Here is a 24,013-nt window from a genome sequence, read left to right as displayed (position 1 = left end):
ATTTAATCTATCTTCTGATTGTACTATAAAATTAGGATAAGTATTATCTAATTCTAATTTGATGCAGTAAGGAATCTTGGTAACATCTGTTACTACTGTACCATTTTCTTTGTAATATCCCGATGTTAATAAATAATATATGCCAAAATGTTCATCATCTGTATGAACATTTTTTAATGTAATTACATCATTTTGTGTACTACCCAATTCATATATTTTTGCGATATTACAATTATATATATTACAATTCTCTAATTTGGCTCCAGCTGCTATTGATTGATTATTCCAATTATGCCACAATATACACGAAGGATTATATTTAGCAAAATCTGAGGCTGATATATTTTTTGTCATAAAGTAAAAGTCACAATCATAATATTCTTGGTACTCTCCATTTGCTGCTCCAACACCAATTAAATGATTCAAGTCCTTATCATAATCACTATTGTTTGTTGTGTAATCTTCACATCGCATTATCTTACAGTTTTTAACCTTAGCTGTATAATTTCCAGGTCCTGAATCCTGATGTATAACATACTTACAATTGTTGACTTTCATTGTAAGATTGCTTATAGAAGAAGTTGAGGTATGTAAAAAAAGGTGTTTATAGGCTTTTGGAATTGTATTAATTGCTACATTACTATAATTTTCTGCATAAAAACTATAATTACTTCCTGACAATCTCTCACTTAGTCCATCGGCTATTAATATAACTCCATTTCTACTTTCCCCTTCAATGTCTACATAATCTTTTGTCTTTATGTCCATTTCAAAGTATTCACCATTTTTTATAAAAACCTTGTATGGCTTACTATTAGATGCATCTGTTATAGATTGAACTGCTGCTCTAACAGAAGTATAATCTCCTGAGCCATCTGATGCTACTTTTATAATTTTTTGAGAATTTATTGAATCTTGTGTGGCACTTGTTAATAAACAGTTAAACCAACCTATCTGCAAGGTTTTTCCTATTAACAATCCTGATGTTCCACCATTTCCGAAGTATATGCAAGCAGTATCAGCTCCTTCTTCATATTTTCTACTAATTTTAGCTATCTTTGTCTGTGGAATAGACATATCGGCAGCAAACTCAACAGTAACAGCATTGTCATTGTTAAGCCAATTTCCATTCTTTTTAAAATAAATAGTAGCTGCAAAAGATATATCACAGCGGTACTTAAAATAAAAATTAACCATACCACACTTACTTATTCCTTCCTTCTTATATACTAATAAGTCACGGTAGGATGTAGTTTTTAGTTGCTCAACATATGGTGTGTCGAACAAGGTTTTATCCTCTAATTTTTCAATTGATTCTTTTTCATACCCACTATAACCTATAATACTAAAAACAGTGCCAGGATTTATGCCTATAATTTTTGTATCTACTACACTTTCTACGGTTACAAAATTATTTTTATCTATTTTAGTATCTAAACTATGAATACTTGTATCTATATATCCCTTTATACCTTGTAAATATGAAAGTTCATTTTGTATAGAAGCTATTGGTGACATTAATCTACCCCATAGATTAACCAACAACAAGCAGGTATTTTCAGACGATATTTCATTAAATAAATCTTGTGATGAAGCAATTGATACTGATTTAATTTCTTTCGTCTTTAAATTAACAGCTAACCCATTAGCATTTTCTATGATATAGTAATCTGTAGAAGGAGTATAGTTAGCATAAGTGTCACCACTGATGCTATTTCCAAAAATCGTAAAATTGCCATCAAATAGTATTTTACATGATAAACCATTAAATTTTTCTATTACATCCAGTATTGCATTGCCGCCGCCTGACTTGCATATTGTAGTGCAAGATTTAGTAATTAAATTTTCATCATTAATTTTTTGTTCTTTTATCAGAGAGAAAAAAGCAGATGATATCTCATAACCTTTCCACTGATACTTATTTATTTCTGAATATCCTGAATCCAGCAATTTTTTAAATGAAAGTATATTTCCCATTTTCAGTTGGTATCTAAGTTGTGCCAAACTACTATTACAAGGTTTATAATATCCGTTATAAACCAAACGTTTATCATTGTATTCATATTTTAAAGCGAGCATAAAACTCTTATATAAAAATACGTTTGTTATGTTAGAATTTACAGAGAGACTATTTTTCTTATAATAATTGTTTTCAGGAATAAATCTATTCACAACATCACCTCCTAAACGAACAGACCACCAATTGAACAGATCATAGTTAAGTGATAAAGAAAGGCCATATCTGCTGATACGATTTAAATTTGTCTTAGTTGACAACAAACGAACATTATCAATTTCACTGTACTCATCAACAATGCTATTTTTTATATAATCATAGAAGAGTGTAGCTGAAAAAAGGTAGAACCTTTTGTATAGTCGTATTCTAATGAAACATTCATAATATTTTCCGGCTTAAGGTAAGGGTTACCTTTAACAATATAATTGGGAGTTATATTAATAGGGATGCCTATAAGCTGCCATAAGGTGGGTAGCGTTTGAGTAGAATAACAGTTAAGCATTAAACTGTTATTTGAATTTATACTAAAAATGCTTGATAGTTTAGGGAAGAAGTATGAAGACTTAATATTAATAACTTCATCTTGAAACCGTTTATTTTGATTGAAATAATTTATGCCCAATAAGAAAGATAGGTTCTTAATGTCAATATTAAAGTCAAGATATGCAGTAATACTATTATCTAAATATTTATACCTATTCTCTTCTTCTAAATATAAAAAATGATTACGATTATTTGTATGTAAATAATTTGCTCCTGCGCTTAATTTAAAATATTGAGATAATACTCTTGAATAGTCAATTTCTGAGGATATGCGATAATTATCTTCATTCGTATTATCTTCAGATGATCGAAAATAATTAATTCCTTCATAAACACTCTTGTTATTATGATATGACCACAAAAAGTTGGACAGATTAATAAAAATTTAAGAGTATAGAGTGGTATTGTACCGAACTCTATACTCTTAATTTGAGTTTAATTCTATTGTCTTTATTTCTTCAGATTTGACTTGGATAAAAAAAAGCCAATTTGTATGTAATAGATTCCAAATAACCTTTTCGTGTTATTTTAATAATCCAAGTTTTTACTGAAGTACTAGTCGATATTTTGTCTATAGTAACAGACACATCCGAATATTTACTTTGTATTTGAGCTGAAGAAGCCTCAGGATCTTTAGTTAGTATAGCATAATCAACTTCTACATGTTTTTTATTTGGCTCACTGAGCATTCCTGTGGTTGCTATATCTTTACAATCAGACAGATCAAATAAAACGCCGTCACTTTTGATAGGAATTATACTATTATTAATTGTAATGGAGGTAATGCCCAGTAAATTGTAATCAGCATCGTTATCAGAAGTATCATCCTTACTACATGAGAAAAATATACAAACTGTAACAAATATTGCAAGGTATTTCAGCAAGTTTAATCTTGTATTTTTCATTAGGCTCTGCTCTACTTTTGTTATTTTTAGTGTGCAAAAATAATTATTATTTTTCGAATCCAACGAATATACTATAATGTTTTCTTTTTGAAATTATTAAAATCACTTTTTGAGGTATACTATCTTTAGCCGATGAGAGAAAGCCATTTATTTACAACCCATTTTTCTGCTTGTACTCTGTTGGAGTCATTCCGAAGCGGGATTTGAAGCATTTACTGAAATAACGTGGATCATTGATACCGACCATATATGATACCTGAGTAATATTATATTCTCCGGAATCTATTAACTGGGCTGCCTTCTTGATACGCATCTCCTTAATAAACTCTATTGGGGCAAGGCCGGTAAGCATCTTGATCTTCTTGAAGAAGACAGAGCGACTTACAGCCAACTCATTTACAAGATCATCGACAACCAAATCTCCATTATCCATATTCTTCTCCATAAGTTCCATGAGCTTGTCCATAAAGCGCCTATCATTAGCAGACATCTTAGACTCTTTCTCGTCTGATTGATCTTCTTCTGATGAAGGATTCATTAATGTATCACGATAGAGTTTCTGCAATCTACTCCTTATTTCAATAATGTTGTTTACACGAGCTTGAAGATAAGTGGCACTGAAAGGTTTTATTATATAATCATCAGCTCCCTCTGCAATTCCTTGCAGTTTGCTGTCCATATCGCTCTTGGCTGTAAGAAGTATTATTGGAATATGGCTGGTAGATATATTATCACGAAGAGCTTTTGTCATCTCCATTCCATCTAACTCAGGCATCATAACGTCACTAATTATAATATCAGGGATATACTTCTGAGCTTTATCAATTCCCTCCTTTCCATTGGCCGCCTCAACAACATTATATTGAGAAGAGAATATGGTGCGTAAGAAAAAGCGTAACTCTATATTGTCCTCAACAAGAAGCATGGTCTTATAGTCGTTGTTTACCTGAATTTCATCACATGCAGGCAATCCATCTTTATCAGGGTCCTCGCTCTCTGACAGCTTGACACCATCATTCAGAATAAACTCTGCATAGTTATCATAAACATCTTTATTCTTTGATAGTTCAACAGTAAAAGTACTGCCTACACCAACCTTACTATTCACTACAATATTAGCACGGTGTATATCAACAAGTTCTTTAACCAATGATAGTCCTATTCCTGAACTCTGCTGGTTGAACATATCTTTATCCAAAAGAGACTCAAAGCGGACGAACAGAGAGCTCTTCTTATTTTCAGGTATTCCTATACCCTGGTCTTGAACTCCTATTGCAACATTGTTTTCATTATCGTGGACAAACAATGTTATCATCTTTCCTTTAGGAGTATATTTGAACGCATTAGAGAGCAGATTGAAAACAATCTTCTCAAGCTTATCTGTATCAACCCAAATATTTAGTTCTCGTTTCTCACTTTCAAAGATGAAATCAATATGATGTTCCTCAGCCATAGAGATGAAATTATTCATAATCTGTCTCACAAAAGGAACTACATTGATATATTCAACTTTCAGAGTCATCTTATTCTTCTGAATCTTGCGGAAATCAAGAATCTGATTTACCAGACGGAGCATCCTATCACTATTTCTCTCAACCAGATGTAGCTGTTCACGAACCTCATCAGGCAGAGTCTTGTTCTTCAGTACAAATTCCAAAGGTCCTGATATAAGCGTTAGTGGAGTTCTGAGCTCATGAGATATATTTGTAAAGAAACGAAGCTTTATATCTGATATCTTTTGCTCAACCGACACTTCATGCTTTAAACGGAATATTGTAAACAATATATATACACTTAAAAGGAATATTGCCAAACCAACGATGACATAAAGAAATATCGCTATAGGAGTTTCCCAGAAGGATGGTAATACCTCTATCTCTATTACTCTTTCATTGTTGACCCATACACCGTCACTGTTCGTAGATTTAACATGTAGATAATATACTTCAGGTGACAAGTTGGTATAAGTAGCTGTACGCTGCTTGAGTACATAGTTCCAATCTTTATCAAAACCTTCAAGGTAATATGCATACTTTATATTATCACTATTTACCATGTCAAGAGCAGCAAACGATAAAGAGAATATATTCTGATCCCTCTTCAAGGTAATCTTATCTGTTGTGTTTACATTATTCTGAAGTATATTGCTATTATCACCAGGGATTACAAGCTTATTGCATACCTTAAAGTTAGTAAATACCATTGGAGGGATGAATGTACTCTTGTAGAGGTGCTTAGGATCGAATGAGATAAGTCCATTTGAAGTACCAAAGATTATATCATTGTTAGCGAGCTTAATAGATGTGCCCTCTTCAAATCTTATTTTTTTACCGAAATCTCTTTCGTTGTAGTTCTCGAAGCGATTTGTTGCAGGGTAATATTTACACAAACCATTTTCTGTGCTAAACCATAAGTTTCCAGCATAATCTTCCTCAATAGATAAAAGAATATCCGATGGCAAACCATCGTTGATGGTATAAGTCTTGAAACTTGCCATACCATTTTTATCTATAGAGATAAGCTTATTTAATCCTCCACCAAATGTGGCGAAAAAGACCTCACCTTTTTTAGAGACACAAGTCTCATAAACATTGCTGTTACTTAGGCAATCTTTTTTCCCGTGAATATTTCCGTAAAGGTAAAATTTAATATGTTCAGGTGATTTAAAATCATCTTTGAAACGAATTACGCCATCATTAGTGCTCACCCAAATATTCCCTTTCATGTCAGAGGTAATATGTCTTACTCTGTAACATTTATCTATTGGGTAACCTTTAAGGTTATTTCGGCTGTTTATAAAAATACATTTACCATCCCTATTCTCTTGAATGTAATTCAATCCACCACCAAAGGTAGCAACCCAAATTCTTCCATTCCTATCCTCATAAAGTGAATAAGCATTATTGTGACTCAAGCTATAGATGTCATTACTGTCAAACTCAAATCTGGTAACGCTATATTGCATTCTGTCTACATAATTAAGCAATACCAGACCTCGTCCCTTTGTAGCTATCCATATTCTACCTTTTTTGTCCTGAATAATATTATAGGCAACTCCATCCATCCATGGTCCGGTCTTTGATATTGCTCCGGATTCTGTTAAATATCCAATATATTCATTTGAGGCAGAATACAATTCTATTTTACTATTTCTCTTACCTACCCATAATCTTCCCAAATTATCCTGAAACAGCATTCTGACACTATTTTCATTGAGATCGAATTTATTGCCTGAGAAACTATTTACTTTGAACTGTGAATTGTAGAAAGAGATTTTTTCAAGACCTTTTGAATGTGTACTAATCCAAAGATTGCCCTGCTTATCGGCTAACATGGAGTGAATCTTGTTTGAGAACATACAGTCGGATGACTTATGATCATTATAAAATGGTCTGAGCACATTGGCTTTTCTGTCGAACCATCCCAATCCACCTCCGTTAGGATGTACCCATAGATTATCATTTATATCCTCACAAATATGAAATGAAGGATATGACCTGTCAGCTCCTTTTGTCCCTACAAACATATTTTCTGTCTTGAATACTTTATTATAGGGATTAAAATGGGATACCTTACCTTTACTTATGAGTTCAAACCATATCTCGTCATGCTTATCTACATAGACTGATTGGATTTGATCTTTCTCGAATCCTTTTAATGAAGAGGTGTCATATTTAATATCCTGACCAGATTTAGTATCTCTTATAATAAATCCTGAGAAAGGAGATGTGAACACAATACTTCCATCTTTCAATCTGTTTATTGCAATAATATTGTCTTTTAATGGCAGAGTAATAAGAGTAAATTCATCATTTTTAATAGAGTACTTCCACACACGACCATTGCTTGAGCCAAAATAAATCTCATTTTTTGTCATGCAACTAGAGAAGAAGGATTGCTTGTTCTCCTTTTTCACATGTTTCCTCTCAACAAAATAATAGGTTACGCCATTACTTTTCTTACATATCTTCAATAATCCATTGTCAGTAATGAGCCACTCATTACCTTTAATATCCTCAATAATATCCCTTACTCTCGACTTATATCCATCTTTCTGATTTATGGCATATGCTTTCCACTTGATGGTGTAATTCTTCTTATCAGTTATAGCACGAATAGCTCCATATCCCTCTGACAAAGCCCATACAGAACCTCCTGGAAGAGTCCTTATATCCATGCAATCCATCTCTCCATTCTCAGTCTCACAAGTAATCTTCTGAAAACGTTCCTTCTTATTGTCTAATCTGAATACCCTTTTATCGTACGTAAGAAGCCATACAAAATTATATTTATCTACTTTTACAAGGTCTATACGATTGTTAGATAAACCTATATCATTTCCCTTTCTGGTTTTATAAACTTTAAAGTCATATCCATCGAATTTATCAACACCATCCCAAGTAGCAAACCACAGAAAGCCATTTTGATCCTGAGCCATGCTCATGATTGAGTTTTCTGAAAGTCCATCCTCAGAAGAATAATGTGTAAATATTGAATTTGGCTGAGCAATAGCAGAACCTATAAAAGATATAAGCGATAATAAACAGATAAGTCTCCTCTTCATTGTATTTAGTTCATAGTTTTCTAGCATAAATATAGAAAGAAATTATCTATTATTACTATTCAAAAACAAATTGCTATTTTTTTAACGGATTCCAATTATCTTCTCCGGCAAGGACTTTCTCAGGAGAGTATTCCTTGTCACTGTTTAGTTGTCTGCCAAAACTTGCTCTCTTTGATGTTTCAGCTCCCTTTCCAACACATTTGTATTCAGCATAGAAAACAGTCTCTTCTGCCTCCTTCTTATTCCAGTTATTCCAACCTAGCGGAGAGATATGAGAACCCATGTTGCACTTTATATATACAGCCTGTGCATAGGGGCGCCAAGGACGTGAAAGAAAGACATTGTCCACACCATCTGACGATGTTAAATCACAATTAATAAATACATAACCATACTTATTACCCTTTTCAGTAGCAGGGGCAGTAACATAACCGTTACTCAGACTTTTTATGGTACAGTTCATGAAAAGAGCTGTTGACTTTCCAAAAATAAAATCTACTGTTCCTTCAACATAGCAGTTCTCATAATACTGTCGGCTATCCTTACCATAATTATAGAGGGTATCCTGGTTGCCAATGAATCGGCAATTCTTAAAATGAGCTCTGTCACCACTGACGAAGCAAGCCACAGCCTGTCCTACCCTTCCTGCACCATTGCGGAATGTTATATTCTCGGCATAGAAATCTGGGGCATAAATATAGCATGTTGATGAACCAGAAGTAGACATCTCTTCACCGAATATATTCTTCTTTGAGGCATAGTCATCATGAGTTATCACTGTTCCCTCTTCACCAATCATTGAGATATTGATCTTTGAAGCAGGTATAACTAATTTCTCATCGTATACACCCTTCTTTACAAGAATTGTTATTCTTCTGTTCTTACTGAAATCAGGAACGGCATCAATAGCATCCTGAACGGTGAAAAAGTCACCACTTCCATCTTTAGCAACCACGAAATCATAATAACGTATATACTTTCCTAGAGCAGGAACTTTCTCCTCGATAGCTCTCGCAGCTAATGCAGCTAACTTACGGGCACCATATATATTAAGATGTGTATTATCCTTCTTTCCTTGTGGAGCGAAGACATATTTTCCCTCAGGAATCCACATAAATAACTTCTTAGACTCCTCATTGCCCATCTTCTCCACAAAATCATGAGTAAGTTTGTTCATATCAATAAAGGCTACTCCCATCTTTTTTGCAACGTTTCTTGGAGAGTCAAGATACTTTCCATGAGTATCAATAAGGGTATCACCTCCAGCTATATTCAACACTGTATTATCTTTACCTCTGTAGTTGTCTGTCAATGTTAAAGTGTCTCCTGATGCAAAATGACGTCTTACTATTGAATTGAAGAGTACCGGTATAGCTCCCTTATCGCGAGCCTCTTTTACAAATCTTTCAAGATTCTTATCGAAAGATCCACCAGGTTCAGTATGTCTGTCAGCTTTAGGTTTTTCATCATTATGTCCGAACTGGATAAACAGATAGTCACCCGGTTTGATACGCTTTAGCACCTCATCCCACAATCCTTCGTCAATAAAACTCTTGGAACTTCTACCATTTTTGGCATGATTGTCAACCACTATATCTTCTGTAAAGAAACCCGGTAGCATCTGAGCCCATCCTCTCTCCTGGTTATCACCATTCAATGACTTATTTGCCATGGTTGAATCACCAATTGTGAATACTGTAATCCGTTTTTCTGACTTAAAAGAAGATAAAGCCAAGAAAAATATCAAAAGGATTGAATATCTAATCTTCATATATTTTATTTTAAATTGTTATCAAAAAAATCAAGTATCATCTTCTGTACCTCTTTGCTACAGAAATGCGGAATATCAAGGATATGAGTTTGTAACTTATCATTTGCTCCGCATGAATTCCACACTTTGTGCATTGTCATGAAGGCATCTTCTACTCCCTTAACCGGGAAAAGCTTATCTCTTTTACCATTAATGAATAGTGTAGGCTTTGGAGCGGCAATTGATGCTACATGTGGATAGTCCATATAATTTCTAATTCCCGGTATAATCATTGAATATGCAGAACCACCTTTGTTCTGGTTGTTGGTCAATGTCATCAGACTGTCGGTTGTATTCATCCAACATACAGATGCAGAAGCTTTGACGACATCCGAAGCTGCCGAAAGCATCCAGGAACGGTGTGCTCCCATAGAGAAGCCCATAGAGCCAACCCTTTTTCTATCGACATATGAAAGAGATGCCAGAAAATCGGCACTTGAAATGTCGTCACCTACTATCAATCCGCCCCATGACATACCTAACTGTAACATATTTGCTGCCAAGGCCTGCTGAGAATCATATCGTATTCCCTCCTTACGTCCTCTTTCACCCCAGAACAGAGCATCGACAGACATAACTACATAACCTTTTGATGCAAGGTAATCACCAACATACTGACCATCGTAGCATTTGTCGCACCAGTTATCAGCATCAGCAATAGTCAATGAATCTGTATTGAAAGGTCTTATCATCTTCTCCTTTCCTATTGAGAAGTGTGCTCCATGATCGTGAAGTAAAAGTATGGCAGGAAAAGGTCCCTTACCATCAGGTATAAGGATATAGGCAGGAGTTCTGCTATAATCAGATATGTTGAACTCCACCTTTTGTGCTTTATATCCTTTACGCTTTTCTTCATCAACTACCTTCATATCGTAAGAAGCTGCTTTAGGAGGCAAAGGACTTATACATTCCATCAAAACAGCTCTTGCATCTTTCCTCCACTGCTTAAAAGGTTTATCACTCTTGTCAAACGACAAGGGATAGGTAAGCCTCTCTTTCATCTTTTGATAAAAGAGAGGCATGTCATTCTGAGTTTCATATCTTTTTACCTCTTGGGAGTATAGATGTAAAGCACCTATACAAGAGATATTCATAAAAATAAATAGAGATATTATTCTTCTAGTCATAACTATTTTTTCAGATACTGAATAAGTTGAGTCATATTATTATTATACGTAGCTGTCGATATTCCCATTACTGGCTCTTCACTTGTATAAGGAGATGTATCGAATTGATCACCTACCATTGTTTCAGCAAACTTCTTATCACTGCTCTTTACATCGATTCCATCTGTATACTCTTTGTAAACATTTGATATCTGTTTTATCGGAGTTAACCAGTAACCGCTATTATTAAGACTTTTAATGATTGTATCTATAGATTTCTCATCTTTTCCACTCCTCGATGAGTAATAATATTTATCAATTTCAAACCCTTCATTATTGATGAGAGGCGAATTCTTCTTAATCTCCTCTATCTGCAGTGAGAGAGCCTCTTGATAAGCCTTCTTCAGATCATTTACATTTATATAAGCAGCGGAGCTATAATGAGCTATTGTACCTTCGATATTCTGATCTGTGTAGTAATACCCATTAAAAACATTACTACCATTGCGATGTACATAAAGAGGTTTGCCTGTCTCAGGATTTATAAAGCGTGGAACAAGTATATAATCACTGCTACGAGGTCTATTTTTCCACTTTGCTACTTCCGAGTCAGGCAGTTTCATTGATTCCAAAAATTTTATCGCAGCGGGTATGCCAGAGAGAAACTTGGTCTCTGCAGTAAGCTTGTAATACTCTATCATCTTCATTATCATTCTGGCAGTTGTACCTGTGTTTACACTTCTTGGTTCATAAGTACGTGCATGAGCAGGTTTGAGATCTGTTACAAAATATTGATCTGCCCATCCTGCATAAGGAGCACCTTGCTGCAGGACAATCATAAGATTAAGAGCACGAAGAATCGGTTCTTTAAGGCTATGAATTCCCAAGGAATTATAGCAATTAATAAGGAAATCTATATTTTCAGGAATAACTCCGTCATTTAGAGTAATAAATGATGAGTAGTCTACATTTCCTTTGAAAGGATGATCATACATCAAAGGATATCTTTGTGGCCATCCACCGATTGGGTATTGACTCTTAAGTACAAAATCGATAACCTTTTCCAATGGCTGACGATAAGCCGGATCATATTTCTCTATATATAATCTAAGTAAGAATTTACCTGCCTGCATTGTTCCTTCATCATCAAAAGTTGCATTCCCATAGTAGTGCTGGAACTCCTCAAGACGCCATGCGTTTTTGCCTACTGTTGCATACCAGTTTTTCAATGACTCCTCTCCGGCAAAATCGAATACATAGTTCCATCCTCCACATGGAAGTTGTCCCCATATCAAAGCATTGGCTATTTTTTTGCGCTTTCATAATAATACTCATCCTTTGTTGCATGATAAGCATCCAGCATAAGGTGGCCTACAGCCGGTGTACCTGGAGGCTGAATCCATGCCATGGTACGTTTTGCTTCCAACTCTCCCCAACTTCTTGAACAATCAGGAAGGTAGCTCCATACGAATCCACCCTTATAGCTTGCTACATCCATCATATATCTTGTAGCACTTTTCATTGTTGCAATAACCTGATTCTCTTTTTTATTTGTCTGACCATAAACGGTGACAACAGGTACAATGAAAAGAGGTAATAGGATTAATTTTGATTTAAGATTCATGGTTACGTTTATTATGCAGTTTATTATGCAGCCCATCATTATAATGTGTCAACAGTAAACTGCTGTTGTGTTTTATATGTTATTTCTAATGTCTATAAATCTAAAGGAGTAAACTTGAAATTGCTGAACTCTGCTTTACCATTTCCGTAAACAAACAGACCCGGTAACACGCTTTGAAACTCATAGAGTGTATTGTGGTTATATCCTGAGATATCCATACCCCATGTCTCTCTCTCCCATTTCTTACCGTCATAGCTGAAAGAGCCTGTCACAATATGGTTATCATTCCTTATGCGAAGCCACATTTTGGTCGCATTTTCATGTCTTCCTCCTCTTCTCTCATCACCTTTACGGTAGCGGGTACGAGCATTTTTATTGAAACCTGTTCCCATAAAGAAGCCACTATTGTAATATAGCACAATACCTGCTGTTACATCACCATAGAGTTCTATCTCTGCTTCTACCTCATAAGCATGCAAACCTGCAACAAACATAATTGGAGCAGAAGATGCTACGTCAACTCCTTTTGCCTTCAATGATAGTCTGTTTTTATCTACAGATATTCTGCTTGCATCGAATGATTTATAGAATTTCCATTCATAACCCAAACGGAATTTATCTAGATTGGCTAATCTGTCAGATTTATTATCTGCAATAGCCAGAGGTGCTTTGATAGGTTTCTCAATATCCACATCTTCATATTTCTTCAACCAACCATCCTCAGTAAGGTATACCGGTTCCATCAATGTCTGACGTCCCAAATTATAAAAACCATTCTCGTAAGAGTGGTATACAACCATAAGTTTCCCGGAAGGTGTATCTATTATAGAGCCATGGCCTTTTGACCACCATCTATCCGCCTTATTATACGTATGTACTAAAGGGTTGTATGGAGAGTTCTCCCATGGGCCGTTTAACGATTTGGAACGGGCAACAGTAATCATATGACTTGTAGGAGGACCTGCAGTACCACCTTCAGCATTCAGATAGTAATAGTATTCACCTAACTTCTTTATTTTAGGACCCTCTAGACAAAAACCTTCAGTAACCCAATCTTCAGGATATTCCCATCCTTTGTATACCACTTCCTCTGTTCCAGAAACAATAGCAAGTCCATCGTCTGTCAGCCTTACCCTCTTTCCGGCACTCATGAAGAGCCATCTGCTACCATCTTCACCAACTACATGACATGGGTCTATGTTTCCTATCTTAAGATCTATAGGATCACTCCATGGTCCTTCAGGAGATGATGCGTAGGTAACAAAGTTCTTTCTTCTATCGGGGAAAGCAACTGTAAAATAGATATAGTACTTATCCTTGTATTTTGAGATATCGGGAGCCCATACTGAACCTAAATACTCTTTCAGTGCATAACTCACTGGCGTCCAATTAACCAAATCCTTAGAGTGGAAAACGGTAAGTCCCGGCTGATAGTCGAATGCAGAATGTGTCATATAATAATCATCACCATCACGAAGTATTGTAGGGTCCGGATAATCGCCTCCAAGAATAGGATTCTTATATAACGATTGTGAGAAGGCAAACTCTGGAATGATTGCCAAAAGAAGATATAAAAAAAGATGTGTACGCTTCATTATGTATCCAATTAGGTTTGTTGCAAAGTAATATAATATCTCCTATTTTGGACGGAAGAAATTGGCTATTTAATGGTATTTTTTGTTTGAAATAGTGCAATAATTGGCATTACTGAGATTATAAGGTCCCATGATTCTTTTTTGTTGTTCTTATAAGCTATATTTGAATCACTTAATTTAAACGTTATAAGTACAATGAATTACATTAAATCAATCATTACAGCATGTGCTTTAAGTTTGATTGCTTATACAAATGTACAGGCTCAAACAGCTGACAAAAACTCAAATACGAAAACAGAAATGAAAAGAACTGGAAGTGCTACATTTATTTTTGGCAAGGAAACTCCTTGGGAAGATCTTGGTGACGGTGTAAAAAGACAAATCTTAGGATATGACGGACAACTAATGATGGTAAAGGTTCAATTCGAAAAAGGTGCTGTCGGAAAAGTACACAGTCATTATCAAAGTCAGTGTACCTATGTAGCTAGTGGTAAATTTGAATTTACTATAGATGGAGTTACTAAGGTTGTAAGTGAAGGCGACTGTCTATTCAAAACTCCTGATCTTGTTCATGGTTGCGTATGCCTTGAACCTGGTGTTCTAATAGATACATTCAGTCCGATGCGTCACGACTTTCTGAAGAAATAACATGGAATAACTATTTTGATGCTTTATAACCACAGGTCATCTTATTTAATTTAGGATGACCTGTCTTATTTTTACAGGGATGAAAAAAATAATATACATACTCGCCTTCTCATGCATTACATCATCGTATGCTCAGAATACTCTCTACATACCATCGAATATTAAACATAAAAACTTTGAATCCTCACTGTATGGAAAGGATATCTCACTCATTAAAATATCCAACAGTAAGGGTATGAAGGTTTATGTTACCAATTATGGAGCAAGAATTGTCTCCATAATGGCAGCCGACAGGAATGGAAATTTTGAAGATGTAGTATGCGGATTCGACAGCATTGCGGACTATCAGAAAATAAAACAAAACTTCGGAGCATTGGTAGGAAGATATATCGGACGAATACTAGGTGCGAAGTTCACTTTGGACGGTATCGAATACAAACTGCAAGCAGGTGGAAATGGACATTGTGCTCATGGCGGAACACCAGGCTTTGCTGATAAAGTGTGGAATATTGTAGAGACCAATGGCAACACGGTTAAGCTATCTTATCTATCTGTTGACGGAGAGAATGGCTTTCCGGGCAATTTAGACATCTCTGTCACATACACACTATCGGAACGCAATGAGCTGATAATAAATTATGAGGCAACAACAGATAAACCAACAGTCCTAAACCCATCTAACCATTCATTCTTCAATATATCAGGGGATCTTAACAAGAGCATAACCGACCAGAAGTTATTCGTCTACGGCGACAGCATAGCTGAATATGATAATGATAAATGCGTTACCGGCAGAATGATATCAGTTAAGAATAGTCCTTTTGATTTCAGATGTATGCATCATATTGGTGATAATATAGATGATGATAACCAACAATTGAAAGTTACAGGCGGATATGATCATACATGGAAATTGAACAGTAATGGTGATATCGATAAGATGGCTGCACGAATAAAAGATAAAAAAAGCGGAAGAGTGATGGAAGTTTATACCACGGAACCAGGTCTTCACATATATACTGCCAATGGACATAATTCTAAAATAATTGGAAAATCGGGAATAACATATGTCAGACGAAACTCCATCTGCTTTGAAACAATGCATTTTGCAGACAGTCCAAATAAGCCTCAGTTCCCAAGTACAGCGTTACGTCCCGGAGAGAAATTCACCTCCACAACAATATTCAGGTTCAGAAACTAACATAAAATACATTCAGATTGACGTTACATGATTCTGCCACAAAAATATTTAGGTTCCGGAATAAACTTACTACATCTCAGTTCACATTAGTCCTATCTTTTTTATAAAAAGAAGAAGCCGCAAGATCACTCCTGCGGCCTCTAAAACATTAAAAGATCTATTTATTTACCGAATCCATAGCCATTTGTATAACCAGCACCTACTGTGTTAGGAGGAAGTGCGATCAAATAGATAGGAGCTTTATCATAATTACCCGGTTCAAAACCTTTGAACAGATTATCATAATATTCTGTTTTGTTCTTCAAAAGGTCAGCACCCCAGCTAACTTTTGTATAACCCTGGCCCTTCATTGTTGCATCATCTTCTGTTACAGGAGTAAACAGACCCTTTATAGCAACGTTTGTAAGAGGTTTATCTGTCTTATAGTCGAGTCCATAAGATTCCCAAGCATCATTCTGTCCTCTCCAACCTGGGAACAATACAGGATCACTGTTATCAGGAGCCTGAGCTGTTAATCTATAACCATATTGAGTTTTAGCATCTACGTTCTTAGTCCAGATATATGAAGAGATAACATTACCATTATCGAATCTATAGTATCCATCTTTAGCTAATCCATCCATCATACTCTTAGTAAGTTCCTTAATTTTCTGGATTCTGTCAGCAAGCATACCTGTACGGATAAGTGTGAAACGACGGTCGCCCTCACCAGCAAATTCGAAGCCACGTTCTTCAATAACTGCATCAAGCATGCTTCCGCATTTTGTAATAAATGCATCTGTATTAGCCTTTCCAGCAGGGAATGAACGCTCACGAATAGATACCAAGTACTGTTTTGCAGTAGCATCGTCACCAAGTGCAGCACAAACTTCAGCATATCCTAAATAGATTTCAGAGATACGCATATATGGACCATTGATACCTGAATTACGTTGTTTAGCAATCCAAACAGTTTTCTGACGGTTCTCATCCCATTTATTCAATGAAGGACCACCACCCTTAGCCTGAGCACCAGGAGTGAAAGCCAAAATCTGCTCAACACCTTTAGCACCCACACTACCAGTAACAGTTACAGCTACATCACGACGCATGTCATTTGGATCGAACATACCATAGTAGTATGCAGGATTTATACGAGCCTGACCGTAAGCCTTATTTGGGTATTGGTTGTTACTACCGGTACAAGGACGTCCGTGAGCATATGAACGTGCATCACTATCGTTACCCTGCTGTTGTGGATATTCATATATAGACTCATCAGCATAAGCTAAATCATCATCATGCATCTGCTGGAAGAAATATTGGTATGGATTACCAAGTACACGTCCCTTACCATCTTTAGCACCACGAGGGTCTGTAGGATGGAATATTGCTCTTCCTGGATTTGCCAACAGACGTGAATATGCACCTTTAGCTTTAGTATAAAGATCTTTCCAGTCACTACGTCTTCCGTAAGTTGCTCCATCATGAGCCTGGCCTTTAGTCTCAATAGTAAGTGCAGTTCCGGCACCACTTACAGGTTTAATATCGTCACGACGAGTCTGGTATCCACCTGCCTCAAGACACAAACGGCCAATAAGTCCCTGAACATAAGTTTTAGAGAAATAGCTCTTGTTGGCAGCCTCAATTCCCGGAATAGATCCTATAGGGAACATAAGGTTCTCTACCTTCTCAAGTTTTGCTATAAGTACATCATATATTGAGTCACGTGGAGAGAGGTTCTTTGCAGTCTCACCGAACTTATCGATATAAGGAACATCACCGTAGTACTTAATAAGTTCACGATATACTGTTGCCTTAAGAGCAATAGCTTCACCGTACATCTGGCTAAGAGCAGTAGGTGTTGTAGCTTTTTCTATAGATTCGAAGTTCTTCGAGTTCTCCATTGCAGTAATAACAGCATTGGCTTTACCTACAACACCAAATAGCATGTTGTATGCATTTTTATCATCATCTTTGAAATAGTTAAGATATGAGTCAGGATAGTATGAACTCATAGCTGTACCATTCTCATAGAAAGATTCCGGTATATGACGTGGCAACTGATTATTGTAACCCTCAGGATGACGTTCAATATCCGAACCGCAAGCATCAAGAGCATAGAAGTTACCATCTCCAAACACCTGACCATTGGCTACTGTTCTCCAGTCGAAATATCCTCCGGTAAGTGCTGCACGTGTTGTTACATCATTTGAGAAGACAAAATCGGCATCAACAACAGAAGGAGACTCTGCATCCAAATAGTCGTTACAAGAAGTAGCAGTAAACAGAGCTGCTATACATAATGTTGAATATAATATTTTTTTCATACTGTTTGCCTCCATTTTTAGAATGTTAAATTAACACCGAAAGTATATGTCCTAGCTTTCGGATAAGATTGATAGTCATAACTTGGAGTAGGGAATCCATTGACACCGTCTTTTCCTGTATTAACATCAGGATCAATACCAGAATAACCATCAATGCATAATAGGTTGTTTCCTGTAAAGTAGAGACGTGCATTCTGTATTCCGACTTTCTTCATCAAAGACTTAGGGAATGTATAACCCAATGTAAGTGTGTTAAGACGGAGGTAAGAAGCATCTTCAATAAACTCTGAAGTAGTAAGACCATATTCACAGAAGAATGTAGCATATTTAGCATTAGCATTCAGTGCACTAAGTGCTGCAGGTTCTGGTACAAATACAAGGTTACCATTAGCATCAACATCATAATATCTGTATGTATCTGCAATGAAACCAAGACGGTTCTGGCCGAATGATGTATCCTTATTACCCATCATAGAGTGCATAGAGTTTGCATTATAGATATCTCCACCAATCTGATAAGTAAAGCCTGCAGAGAAGTCTATTGATTTCCAGTTACCGCTTAATGTGAAACCACCGGTATGTTTTGGCATACATTCGCCGATAATAGTTGCATCACCTGCATCTACTACGTCATCACCATTAACATTAGCAAATTTCACTGCACCAGGGATAGCAATCTGTCCTGCAGGAGCCAAAACATTGACACCATTTGGATAGTTCACAAGTTTATTGTCTGGAATACCTGATTTCAAAACATATTTACCATTCTCGTAATTGAAGTCATCAACAGTATAGAATCCGATAGCTTTGAATCCTTGAATTGTTCCAACAGGCTTACCTTCACGGATGATATAGTCGTATGCTGGTTTACGCATTGTTGAACCCCATCCTGTATTTGTATCGGCCATAACACCTTCAAGAAGCTTTTCTACATTATTCTTATTATAGTTATAAGTTACGTTTAATGCGAGGTTAAAGTCCTTAGATCTTACAAGATCAGCACCCAAAGCAAGTTCAAGACCCTTGTTTGTAGTCTCACCAACATTCTGGAACTGATAGCTATAACCAGATGAAGCATCTGTAGGAACCTTCATAAGAATATCTTTTGTTGAATTGCGGTACAAGTCAATGCTACCACGAAGACGATTATTCCAGAAACCGAAATCAAGACCTATATTACGTGAAATAGTTGTCTCCCACTTCAAATCAGGATTAGCCTTCATCTCACCAGGGATATATGTAGTAACCTGATTTCCATCTATTAATTGCTGTTTAGTAGTCCATGTCTCTTTCCATAGAGAAGAAGAAATTTCATCAGCACCTGAAGTACCATAAGATACACGAAGTTTCAAATTGTCCAACCAATCTTTTGCACCTTCTAGGAATGACTCATCAGAGATACGCCATGCCACAGCAGCTGCAGGGAAGTAACCCCACTGGTGGTTAGGTGCGAAGTTTGAAGATCCATCAGCACGGAAAGTAGCAGTCAACAGGTATTTACCTTTATATGAATAGTTTGCACGACCGAACCAAGAGAGTGTCTTTTTAGGAGTACCAACCGTAGTTGAGAAATAATCCTTACCATGATCCTTGTCAGCATTAGTATTGCTTATCATACCAAATGCATCCTCCATACTAAAGGAATAAGGGTATGCATAACCATATATTTCAGAAGAGTTAGATTTTGAAGCAAGCATCTCGTTACCAACAAGGAAAGAGAGGCTATTGTCATCACCTAAACCTTGAACTTCATAATTAAGAGTTGTAGCCCAACGTACTCCGTAGCCATCACCCTTCTTTAATTTAGCATTGCTGTAATCATTCTCTGTCAATGCATGATTCCATGTCTTTGTCTCACTCCAGTTTCTGTTAAGAGAAAGTTCTGTTTTTGCAATCAAACCTTTAATTACATTCCATGTAAGAGCGCCTCTACCATGGATACGATAATTATTTCTGATATAATCACTGTTATTAAGAACATTAACCGGATTGTTTACAGATTCAACGTTACCACTACCATTACCCATCAAACCAAACTCACCTGTTCCTAATGGTTCATCGATTGGTCTGTATGTGTAAGCAGAAGTAGCATTACCGAAGCTTGCTCCATCTAACTTAGTTTCTGAGTAACGTATATCAAAGTCAGATGTCAATGCTTTATTAATCTTCTGTGTAATCTTGAAGTTTGCATTCCAACGGCTGAAACCTGATTTAACACGGATACCCTCATCATCCATATAGTTTAAAGAGGCATAAAACTTAGTCTTATCAGTACCTCCACTCAATGAAAGGTCATGGTTCCATGATTGTGCAGACTGCATAAGGTCATTGATATAGTTATGTGCAGTCACATTTTTATAATCGTTCAGGTGGTTACCATACTTTGAGCCTAAGCCGTAATATTCAGCTATACCTTCACCGTATGATTCACCATAAGCAGTTGCATAAGCCCAAGTTGTATATACATGGTCGTATGCACTCATAGTTTCAAGTACTTCAGGGTTCTCCTTGATCTGGAAGTAACCATTATATTTTACAGTAACTTTACCTTCCTGACCACCTTTAGTAGTAACCAAGATAACACCGTTAGCACCACGAGCACCATAAATAGCAGTTGAAGCTGCATCTTTCAGTACATCGATGCTCTCAATATTGTCTGCAGGGATATCGTTGATATTACTTACCTGAACTCCGTCAACAATAAATAGAGGGTCATTAGATTGAGTTATTGAACCACCTCCACGTACACGGATTGACATAGCAGCTCCAGGGCGACCGTCCTGAGAGATAACAGAAACACCAGGAAGTTGTCCCTGCAATGCTTGAGCAACGTTAGCTACAGGGTTAGCAGCCAACTTCTCGCCTGATACAGAAGCAACAGAACCAGTAAGATCTCTTCTCTTTACTGTACCATAACCGATAACAACTACCTCATCAAGAGTCTTGTTATCCTCTTTCATGATGATATTAATGTTCTTCTGTCCCGTAAAACTGACATTTTGAGTTAAATATCCGATATACGAAACGACCAGAGTTGCATTATTTGGTACGTTTTGAATTGTAAATTTACCATCCAGATCTGTGACGGTTCCGTTAGTAGTTCCTTTAACAGTGACATTAACACCTATCATAGGTTCGCCGGCAGTATCTTTTATAATACCGATAGCATTATGTCCCTGAGCAAAAGAAATTAGGCAAAGCAAGCTTAACAAAAGTGTTGAAGCTAATCTTCTAAATAATACTTTTTGATCCATAAACTGTGTTTTTATAGTTTTAATTAAGTCTGTCAACTTTATTAATTATTCCAAAAATATCGATATAGAACTCTTTCGATGTAGTTTTTTTAGGCTTTTATGTGGAATTTTTGAACTTTCGTTAAAATATTTCATTAAATATAGCATATTTAGTCTATGGTATTAAGTAATTTACCATAGACTCCCTTTTTTCATATCATTTAGACAGAAAAAAGCTAATCATTATATTATGGAAATAAATCAGTTTAATGGATTCCAATTGTCGTTGACTGAGAATATTGAGCCTATCGATAAATCCTTCATCTCACTCTTGCTAATTTCACGACTCCACTGATGTCTTGCTTTTCTATCAGCACCAGCACCGTAATTTTTATATTCAAGGTATCTTGCTGTCTGCTCATTCTCTTTCTTACCCCAGTTATGCCATCCTTCAGGTAGTATAAAATTGCCTAGCTCACACTCCATAAAGAGAGTATAAGCATATGGACGCCAAGGGCGTCCAAGGTATACCTTATTGACTCCTTCAGCAGCTGTAATTTTGCACTTTCTGAATATGTATCCATACTTCACATCTTTAGGAGTAGATGCGGCAGTGATATATGAGTTCCTCTTGCAATGAATTACACAATCATCGAAAAGAGCAGTAGATGGTCCAAAGATGAAATCTGTAGTTCCTTCTATATAACAATCCTTGAAATAGAGTCTTGTCTTAGGAGTACCTGTATATATAGTATCCTGATTGCCAAGGAAACGGCAATTAATAAATTTCAGTCTGTCACCCTCAGTATGAAGTGCAACAGCCTGTCCTAACTGAGCAGCATTGTTCTCTATAGTAATGTTTCTAAAGGTGATTCCATTTCCCTCAACCTTTACTGTATAGGTTCTGAATGTCCCCATCTTATTGATGTTGGCATGATCATCGTAGGTAATAATTGTGTTATCCCTATCCTCACCTATTATTTCAATATTCTCAAGCCATGATGGAACAATTACTTTCTCTTTATATACTCCCTTCTTGACAAATATAGTTACAGTATAGTCCATAAATGCCCTAGCACTCTCAACAGCTTCCTGAACAGTGCGAAATTTTCCTGATCCGTCTCTGGCAACAACAATAGTATCAGCTCCATCTGCGAAAGTCGGAACTGATAGAATGGCACAAAGAATCAGCAATATAATCTTCTTCATTATCGTGCAGTTTATTTGTTTAATCTTTCCCACTCAAGACTAGCCATTATAAATGGAGCCACTGCCTTTGCATCATTTTCTCTTATCTTCTCATTTATATAATAGTTATAATCACCCATTCTATAACTGCTTCCTCCAAGTCCGGCAACAGCACAGGCATTTATAATCTTTATATTTCCATTTTCCTCTTCACGAATAAAGGTTTTTATTATCCCTTTGTATCCTTTTTCGGCAACAGGAAGATACTCTTTTGAGATATACCCTTTTCTTATAGCTTTTAGAAGTGTATAAACAAACATTGTAGAGCAAGATGATTCAAGATAATTTCCTTTGTCTCCACTTCTGTCGATAACCTGATACCAAACACCGGATTTATTATCCTGTCTATTCTTAATCATTCTTGCGATATTGTTTAATATAGAGATGACTGAATCACGTCCAACTTCATGCTGTGGTATAAAATCAAGTGCATCTACACATGCCATACCATACCAACCTAAAGCTCTTCCCCAACAGTGCTGAGACTGACCTGTTACCTTGTCTGCCCATCTTTCTCTGCGGCTAACATCACAAGCATGACGATAAACATCATTCTTTGCATCATAAGTATGGCGAGCTACAGTAACAAACTGGTTGATTATATCCTTATAATCATTTACACGGTTATTACGTAATGAATACTCTGCATAAAAAGGCTGTCCCATATAGAGCCCGTCGAGCCACATCTGATTTTCGTATATCTTCTTGTGCCACAATCCTCCGTCAGCATTACGCGGATGAGTATCAAGTTGTAAGCGAAGCAGGTCCAAAGCTTTTTTGTACTTATCATTTTTTGTCTGCTCATAGATTCTGAAAAGTATCTTACCTGAGTTAAGTCTATCTATATTATATTCGTTAAGTGTATAGGTTTTAATGCTACCGTCTTCACAGACCATTGTATCAGCATAAGAAACTGCATAATCGAAGTATTTCTTATCATTATATGCGTCATATAAATCAAGAAAAGCCTGCAGTTCAAGACCATGACAATAGTCCCATTTCAATCTTGTCTGAAAGTCCAGTTGCCAAGACTGAGGGTATCGGCTCATTTCTGATTCCGCCATTCTTACGGACCATAATTTGTTACTGCTTTTCTGTGCAAAGGAGCTCCCTGCAACAAAAAGAGTAAAAAACAAAAAAAGTGTTTTTCTCAAGGTTATCATAATGATTATTTTAATTAAGTGTTATACAAAGTATATACAACAAATAT

Annotated in this window: 15 protein-coding genes; 2 read left to right on the top strand and 13 right to left on the bottom strand. The window is 36.3% G+C overall.

Annotation, left to right across the window (positions count from 1 at the left end; all coding sequences use genetic code 11):
- The 9 genes from JCM15092_RS17820 to JCM15092_RS07015 all read right to left on the bottom strand — a co-directional run.
- The coding region (locus JCM15092_RS17820; RefSeq protein WP_262501374.1) for an outer membrane beta-barrel protein at nucleotides 1-2,382 on the bottom strand (2,382 nt) is incomplete at its 3' end.
- The gene (locus JCM15092_RS17905; RefSeq protein WP_024994045.1) at nucleotides 2,325-2,921 is read right to left on the bottom strand and encodes a TonB-dependent receptor domain-containing protein; all 597 of its coding nucleotides are present in this window, start codon (nucleotides 2,919-2,921) and stop codon (nucleotides 2,325-2,327) included. The genes JCM15092_RS17905 and JCM15092_RS17820, both read right to left, overlap by 58 nt.
- A gap of 97 nt (nucleotides 2,922-3,018) precedes the next feature.
- A complete protein-coding gene (locus tag JCM15092_RS07040) occupies nucleotides 3,019-3,465 on the bottom strand; it encodes a hypothetical protein (RefSeq protein WP_024994044.1) in 447 nt (148 codons plus the stop codon).
- Nucleotides 3,466-3,616: 151 nt separating this feature from the next.
- Nucleotides 3,617-8,029 (bottom strand): hybrid sensor histidine kinase/response regulator transcription factor, encoded by a 4,413-nt coding sequence (locus tag JCM15092_RS07035; RefSeq protein ID WP_024994043.1) that lies wholly within the window; start codon nucleotides 8,027-8,029, stop codon nucleotides 3,617-3,619.
- A 73-nt stretch (nucleotides 8,030-8,102) separates the two neighbouring features.
- Complete coding sequence (locus tag JCM15092_RS15305; RefSeq protein WP_034541693.1) at nucleotides 8,103-9,800, bottom strand: pectinesterase family protein; 1,698 nt, start codon at nucleotides 9,798-9,800, stop codon at nucleotides 8,103-8,105.
- Between the two features lie 5 nt (nucleotides 9,801-9,805).
- On the bottom strand, nucleotides 9,806-10,966 hold the full coding sequence (locus JCM15092_RS07025) for a dienelactone hydrolase family protein (RefSeq protein WP_024994042.1): 1,161 nt from the start codon (nucleotides 10,964-10,966) through the stop codon (nucleotides 9,806-9,808).
- Nucleotides 10,967-10,968: 2 nt separating this feature from the next.
- Nucleotides 10,969-12,240 (bottom strand): pectate lyase, encoded by a 1,272-nt coding sequence (locus tag JCM15092_RS15300; RefSeq protein WP_051532501.1) that lies wholly within the window; start codon nucleotides 12,238-12,240, stop codon nucleotides 10,969-10,971.
- 8 nt (nucleotides 12,241-12,248) lie between these two features.
- Nucleotides 12,249-12,569, bottom strand: coding sequence for a hypothetical protein (locus JCM15092_RS17525; RefSeq protein ID WP_051532500.1), 321 nt, complete (start codon nucleotides 12,567-12,569; stop codon nucleotides 12,249-12,251).
- A gap of 92 nt (nucleotides 12,570-12,661) precedes the next feature.
- Nucleotides 12,662-14,164: a family 43 glycosylhydrolase gene (locus tag JCM15092_RS07015; protein ID WP_024994041.1), complete on the bottom strand. Its 1,503-nt coding sequence runs from the start codon at nucleotides 14,162-14,164 to the stop codon at nucleotides 12,662-12,664.
- Between the two features lie 195 nt (nucleotides 14,165-14,359).
- On the opposite strand from JCM15092_RS07015, the gene JCM15092_RS07010 reads away from it, so the two are divergent.
- Both JCM15092_RS07010 and JCM15092_RS07005 read left to right on the top strand, forming a co-directional pair.
- Nucleotides 14,360-14,812: a cupin domain-containing protein gene (locus JCM15092_RS07010; RefSeq protein ID WP_024994040.1), complete on the top strand. Its 453-nt coding sequence runs from the start codon at nucleotides 14,360-14,362 to the stop codon at nucleotides 14,810-14,812.
- 79 nt (nucleotides 14,813-14,891) lie between these two features.
- Nucleotides 14,892-16,013 carry an aldose epimerase family protein gene (locus tag JCM15092_RS07005; protein WP_024994039.1) on the top strand — a complete coding sequence of 374 codons (1,122 nt, stop codon included), beginning with the start codon at nucleotides 14,892-14,894 and terminating at the stop codon, nucleotides 16,011-16,013.
- Between the two features lie 161 nt (nucleotides 16,014-16,174).
- Here the strand turns inward: JCM15092_RS07005 and JCM15092_RS07000 are convergent, their stop codons facing one another.
- The 4 genes from JCM15092_RS07000 to JCM15092_RS06985 form a co-directional block, all read right to left on the bottom strand.
- On the bottom strand, nucleotides 16,175-18,322 hold the full coding sequence (locus JCM15092_RS07000) for a RagB/SusD family nutrient uptake outer membrane protein (protein ID WP_024994038.1): 2,148 nt from the start codon (nucleotides 18,320-18,322) through the stop codon (nucleotides 16,175-16,177).
- A gap of 17 nt (nucleotides 18,323-18,339) precedes the next feature.
- The gene (locus JCM15092_RS06995; RefSeq protein ID WP_024994037.1) at nucleotides 18,340-21,576 is read right to left on the bottom strand and encodes a SusC/RagA family TonB-linked outer membrane protein; all 3,237 of its coding nucleotides are present in this window, start codon (nucleotides 21,574-21,576) and stop codon (nucleotides 18,340-18,342) included.
- 240 nt (nucleotides 21,577-21,816) lie between these two features.
- Nucleotides 21,817-22,764, bottom strand: a complete 948-nt coding sequence (locus JCM15092_RS06990; protein ID WP_024994036.1) for a pectinesterase family protein — start codon at nucleotides 22,762-22,764, stop codon at nucleotides 21,817-21,819.
- Nucleotides 22,765-22,775: 11 nt separating this feature from the next.
- The gene (locus tag JCM15092_RS06985) at nucleotides 22,776-23,966 is read right to left on the bottom strand and encodes a glycoside hydrolase family 88/105 protein (protein WP_034541690.1); all 1,191 of its coding nucleotides are present in this window, start codon (nucleotides 23,964-23,966) and stop codon (nucleotides 22,776-22,778) included.
- Between the last annotated feature and the right edge of the window lie 47 nt (nucleotides 23,967-24,013).

Source organism: Phocaeicola paurosaccharolyticus JCM 15092 (assembly GCF_000613805.1).
Lineage (GTDB): Bacteria > Bacteroidota > Bacteroidia > Bacteroidales > Bacteroidaceae > Phocaeicola > Phocaeicola paurosaccharolyticus.
The sequence above is the reverse complement of the archived record's forward strand: the minus strand, read 5'-3'. Positions and strand labels throughout refer to the sequence as shown.

Coding starts and splice junctions, on each gene's coding strand:
- JCM15092_RS06995 (WP_024994037.1), bottom strand. CDS start 21,576: ATGGATCAAAAAGTATTATTTAGAAGATTAGCTTCAACACTTTTGTTA.
- JCM15092_RS06990 (WP_024994036.1), bottom strand. CDS start 22,764: ATGAAGAAGATTATATTGCTGATTCTTTGTGCCATTCTATCAGTTCCG.
- JCM15092_RS17525 (WP_051532500.1), bottom strand. CDS start 12,569: ATGAATCTTAAATCAAAATTAATCCTATTACCTCTTTTCATTGTACCT.
- JCM15092_RS07015 (WP_024994041.1), bottom strand. CDS start 14,164: ATGAAGCGTACACATCTTTTTTTATATCTTCTTTTGGCAATCATTCCA.
- JCM15092_RS07000 (WP_024994038.1), bottom strand. CDS start 18,322: ATGAAAAAAATATTATATTCAACATTATGTATAGCAGCTCTGTTTACT.
- JCM15092_RS07040 (WP_024994044.1), bottom strand. CDS start 3,465: ATGAAAAATACAAGATTAAACTTGCTGAAATACCTTGCAATATTTGTT.
- JCM15092_RS07010 (WP_024994040.1), top strand. CDS start 14,360: ATGAATTACATTAAATCAATCATTACAGCATGTGCTTTAAGTTTGATT.
- JCM15092_RS07005 (WP_024994039.1), top strand. CDS start 14,892: ATGAAAAAAATAATATACATACTCGCCTTCTCATGCATTACATCATCG.
- JCM15092_RS15305 (WP_034541693.1), bottom strand. CDS start 9,800: ATGAAGATTAGATATTCAATCCTTTTGATATTTTTCTTGGCTTTATCT.
- JCM15092_RS06985 (WP_034541690.1), bottom strand. CDS start 23,966: ATGATAACCTTGAGAAAAACACTTTTTTTGTTTTTTACTCTTTTTGTT.
- JCM15092_RS07025 (WP_024994042.1), bottom strand. CDS start 10,966: ATGACTAGAAGAATAATATCTCTATTTATTTTTATGAATATCTCTTGT.
- JCM15092_RS07035 (WP_024994043.1), bottom strand. CDS start 8,029: ATGAAGAGGAGACTTATCTGTTTATTATCGCTTATATCTTTTATAGGT.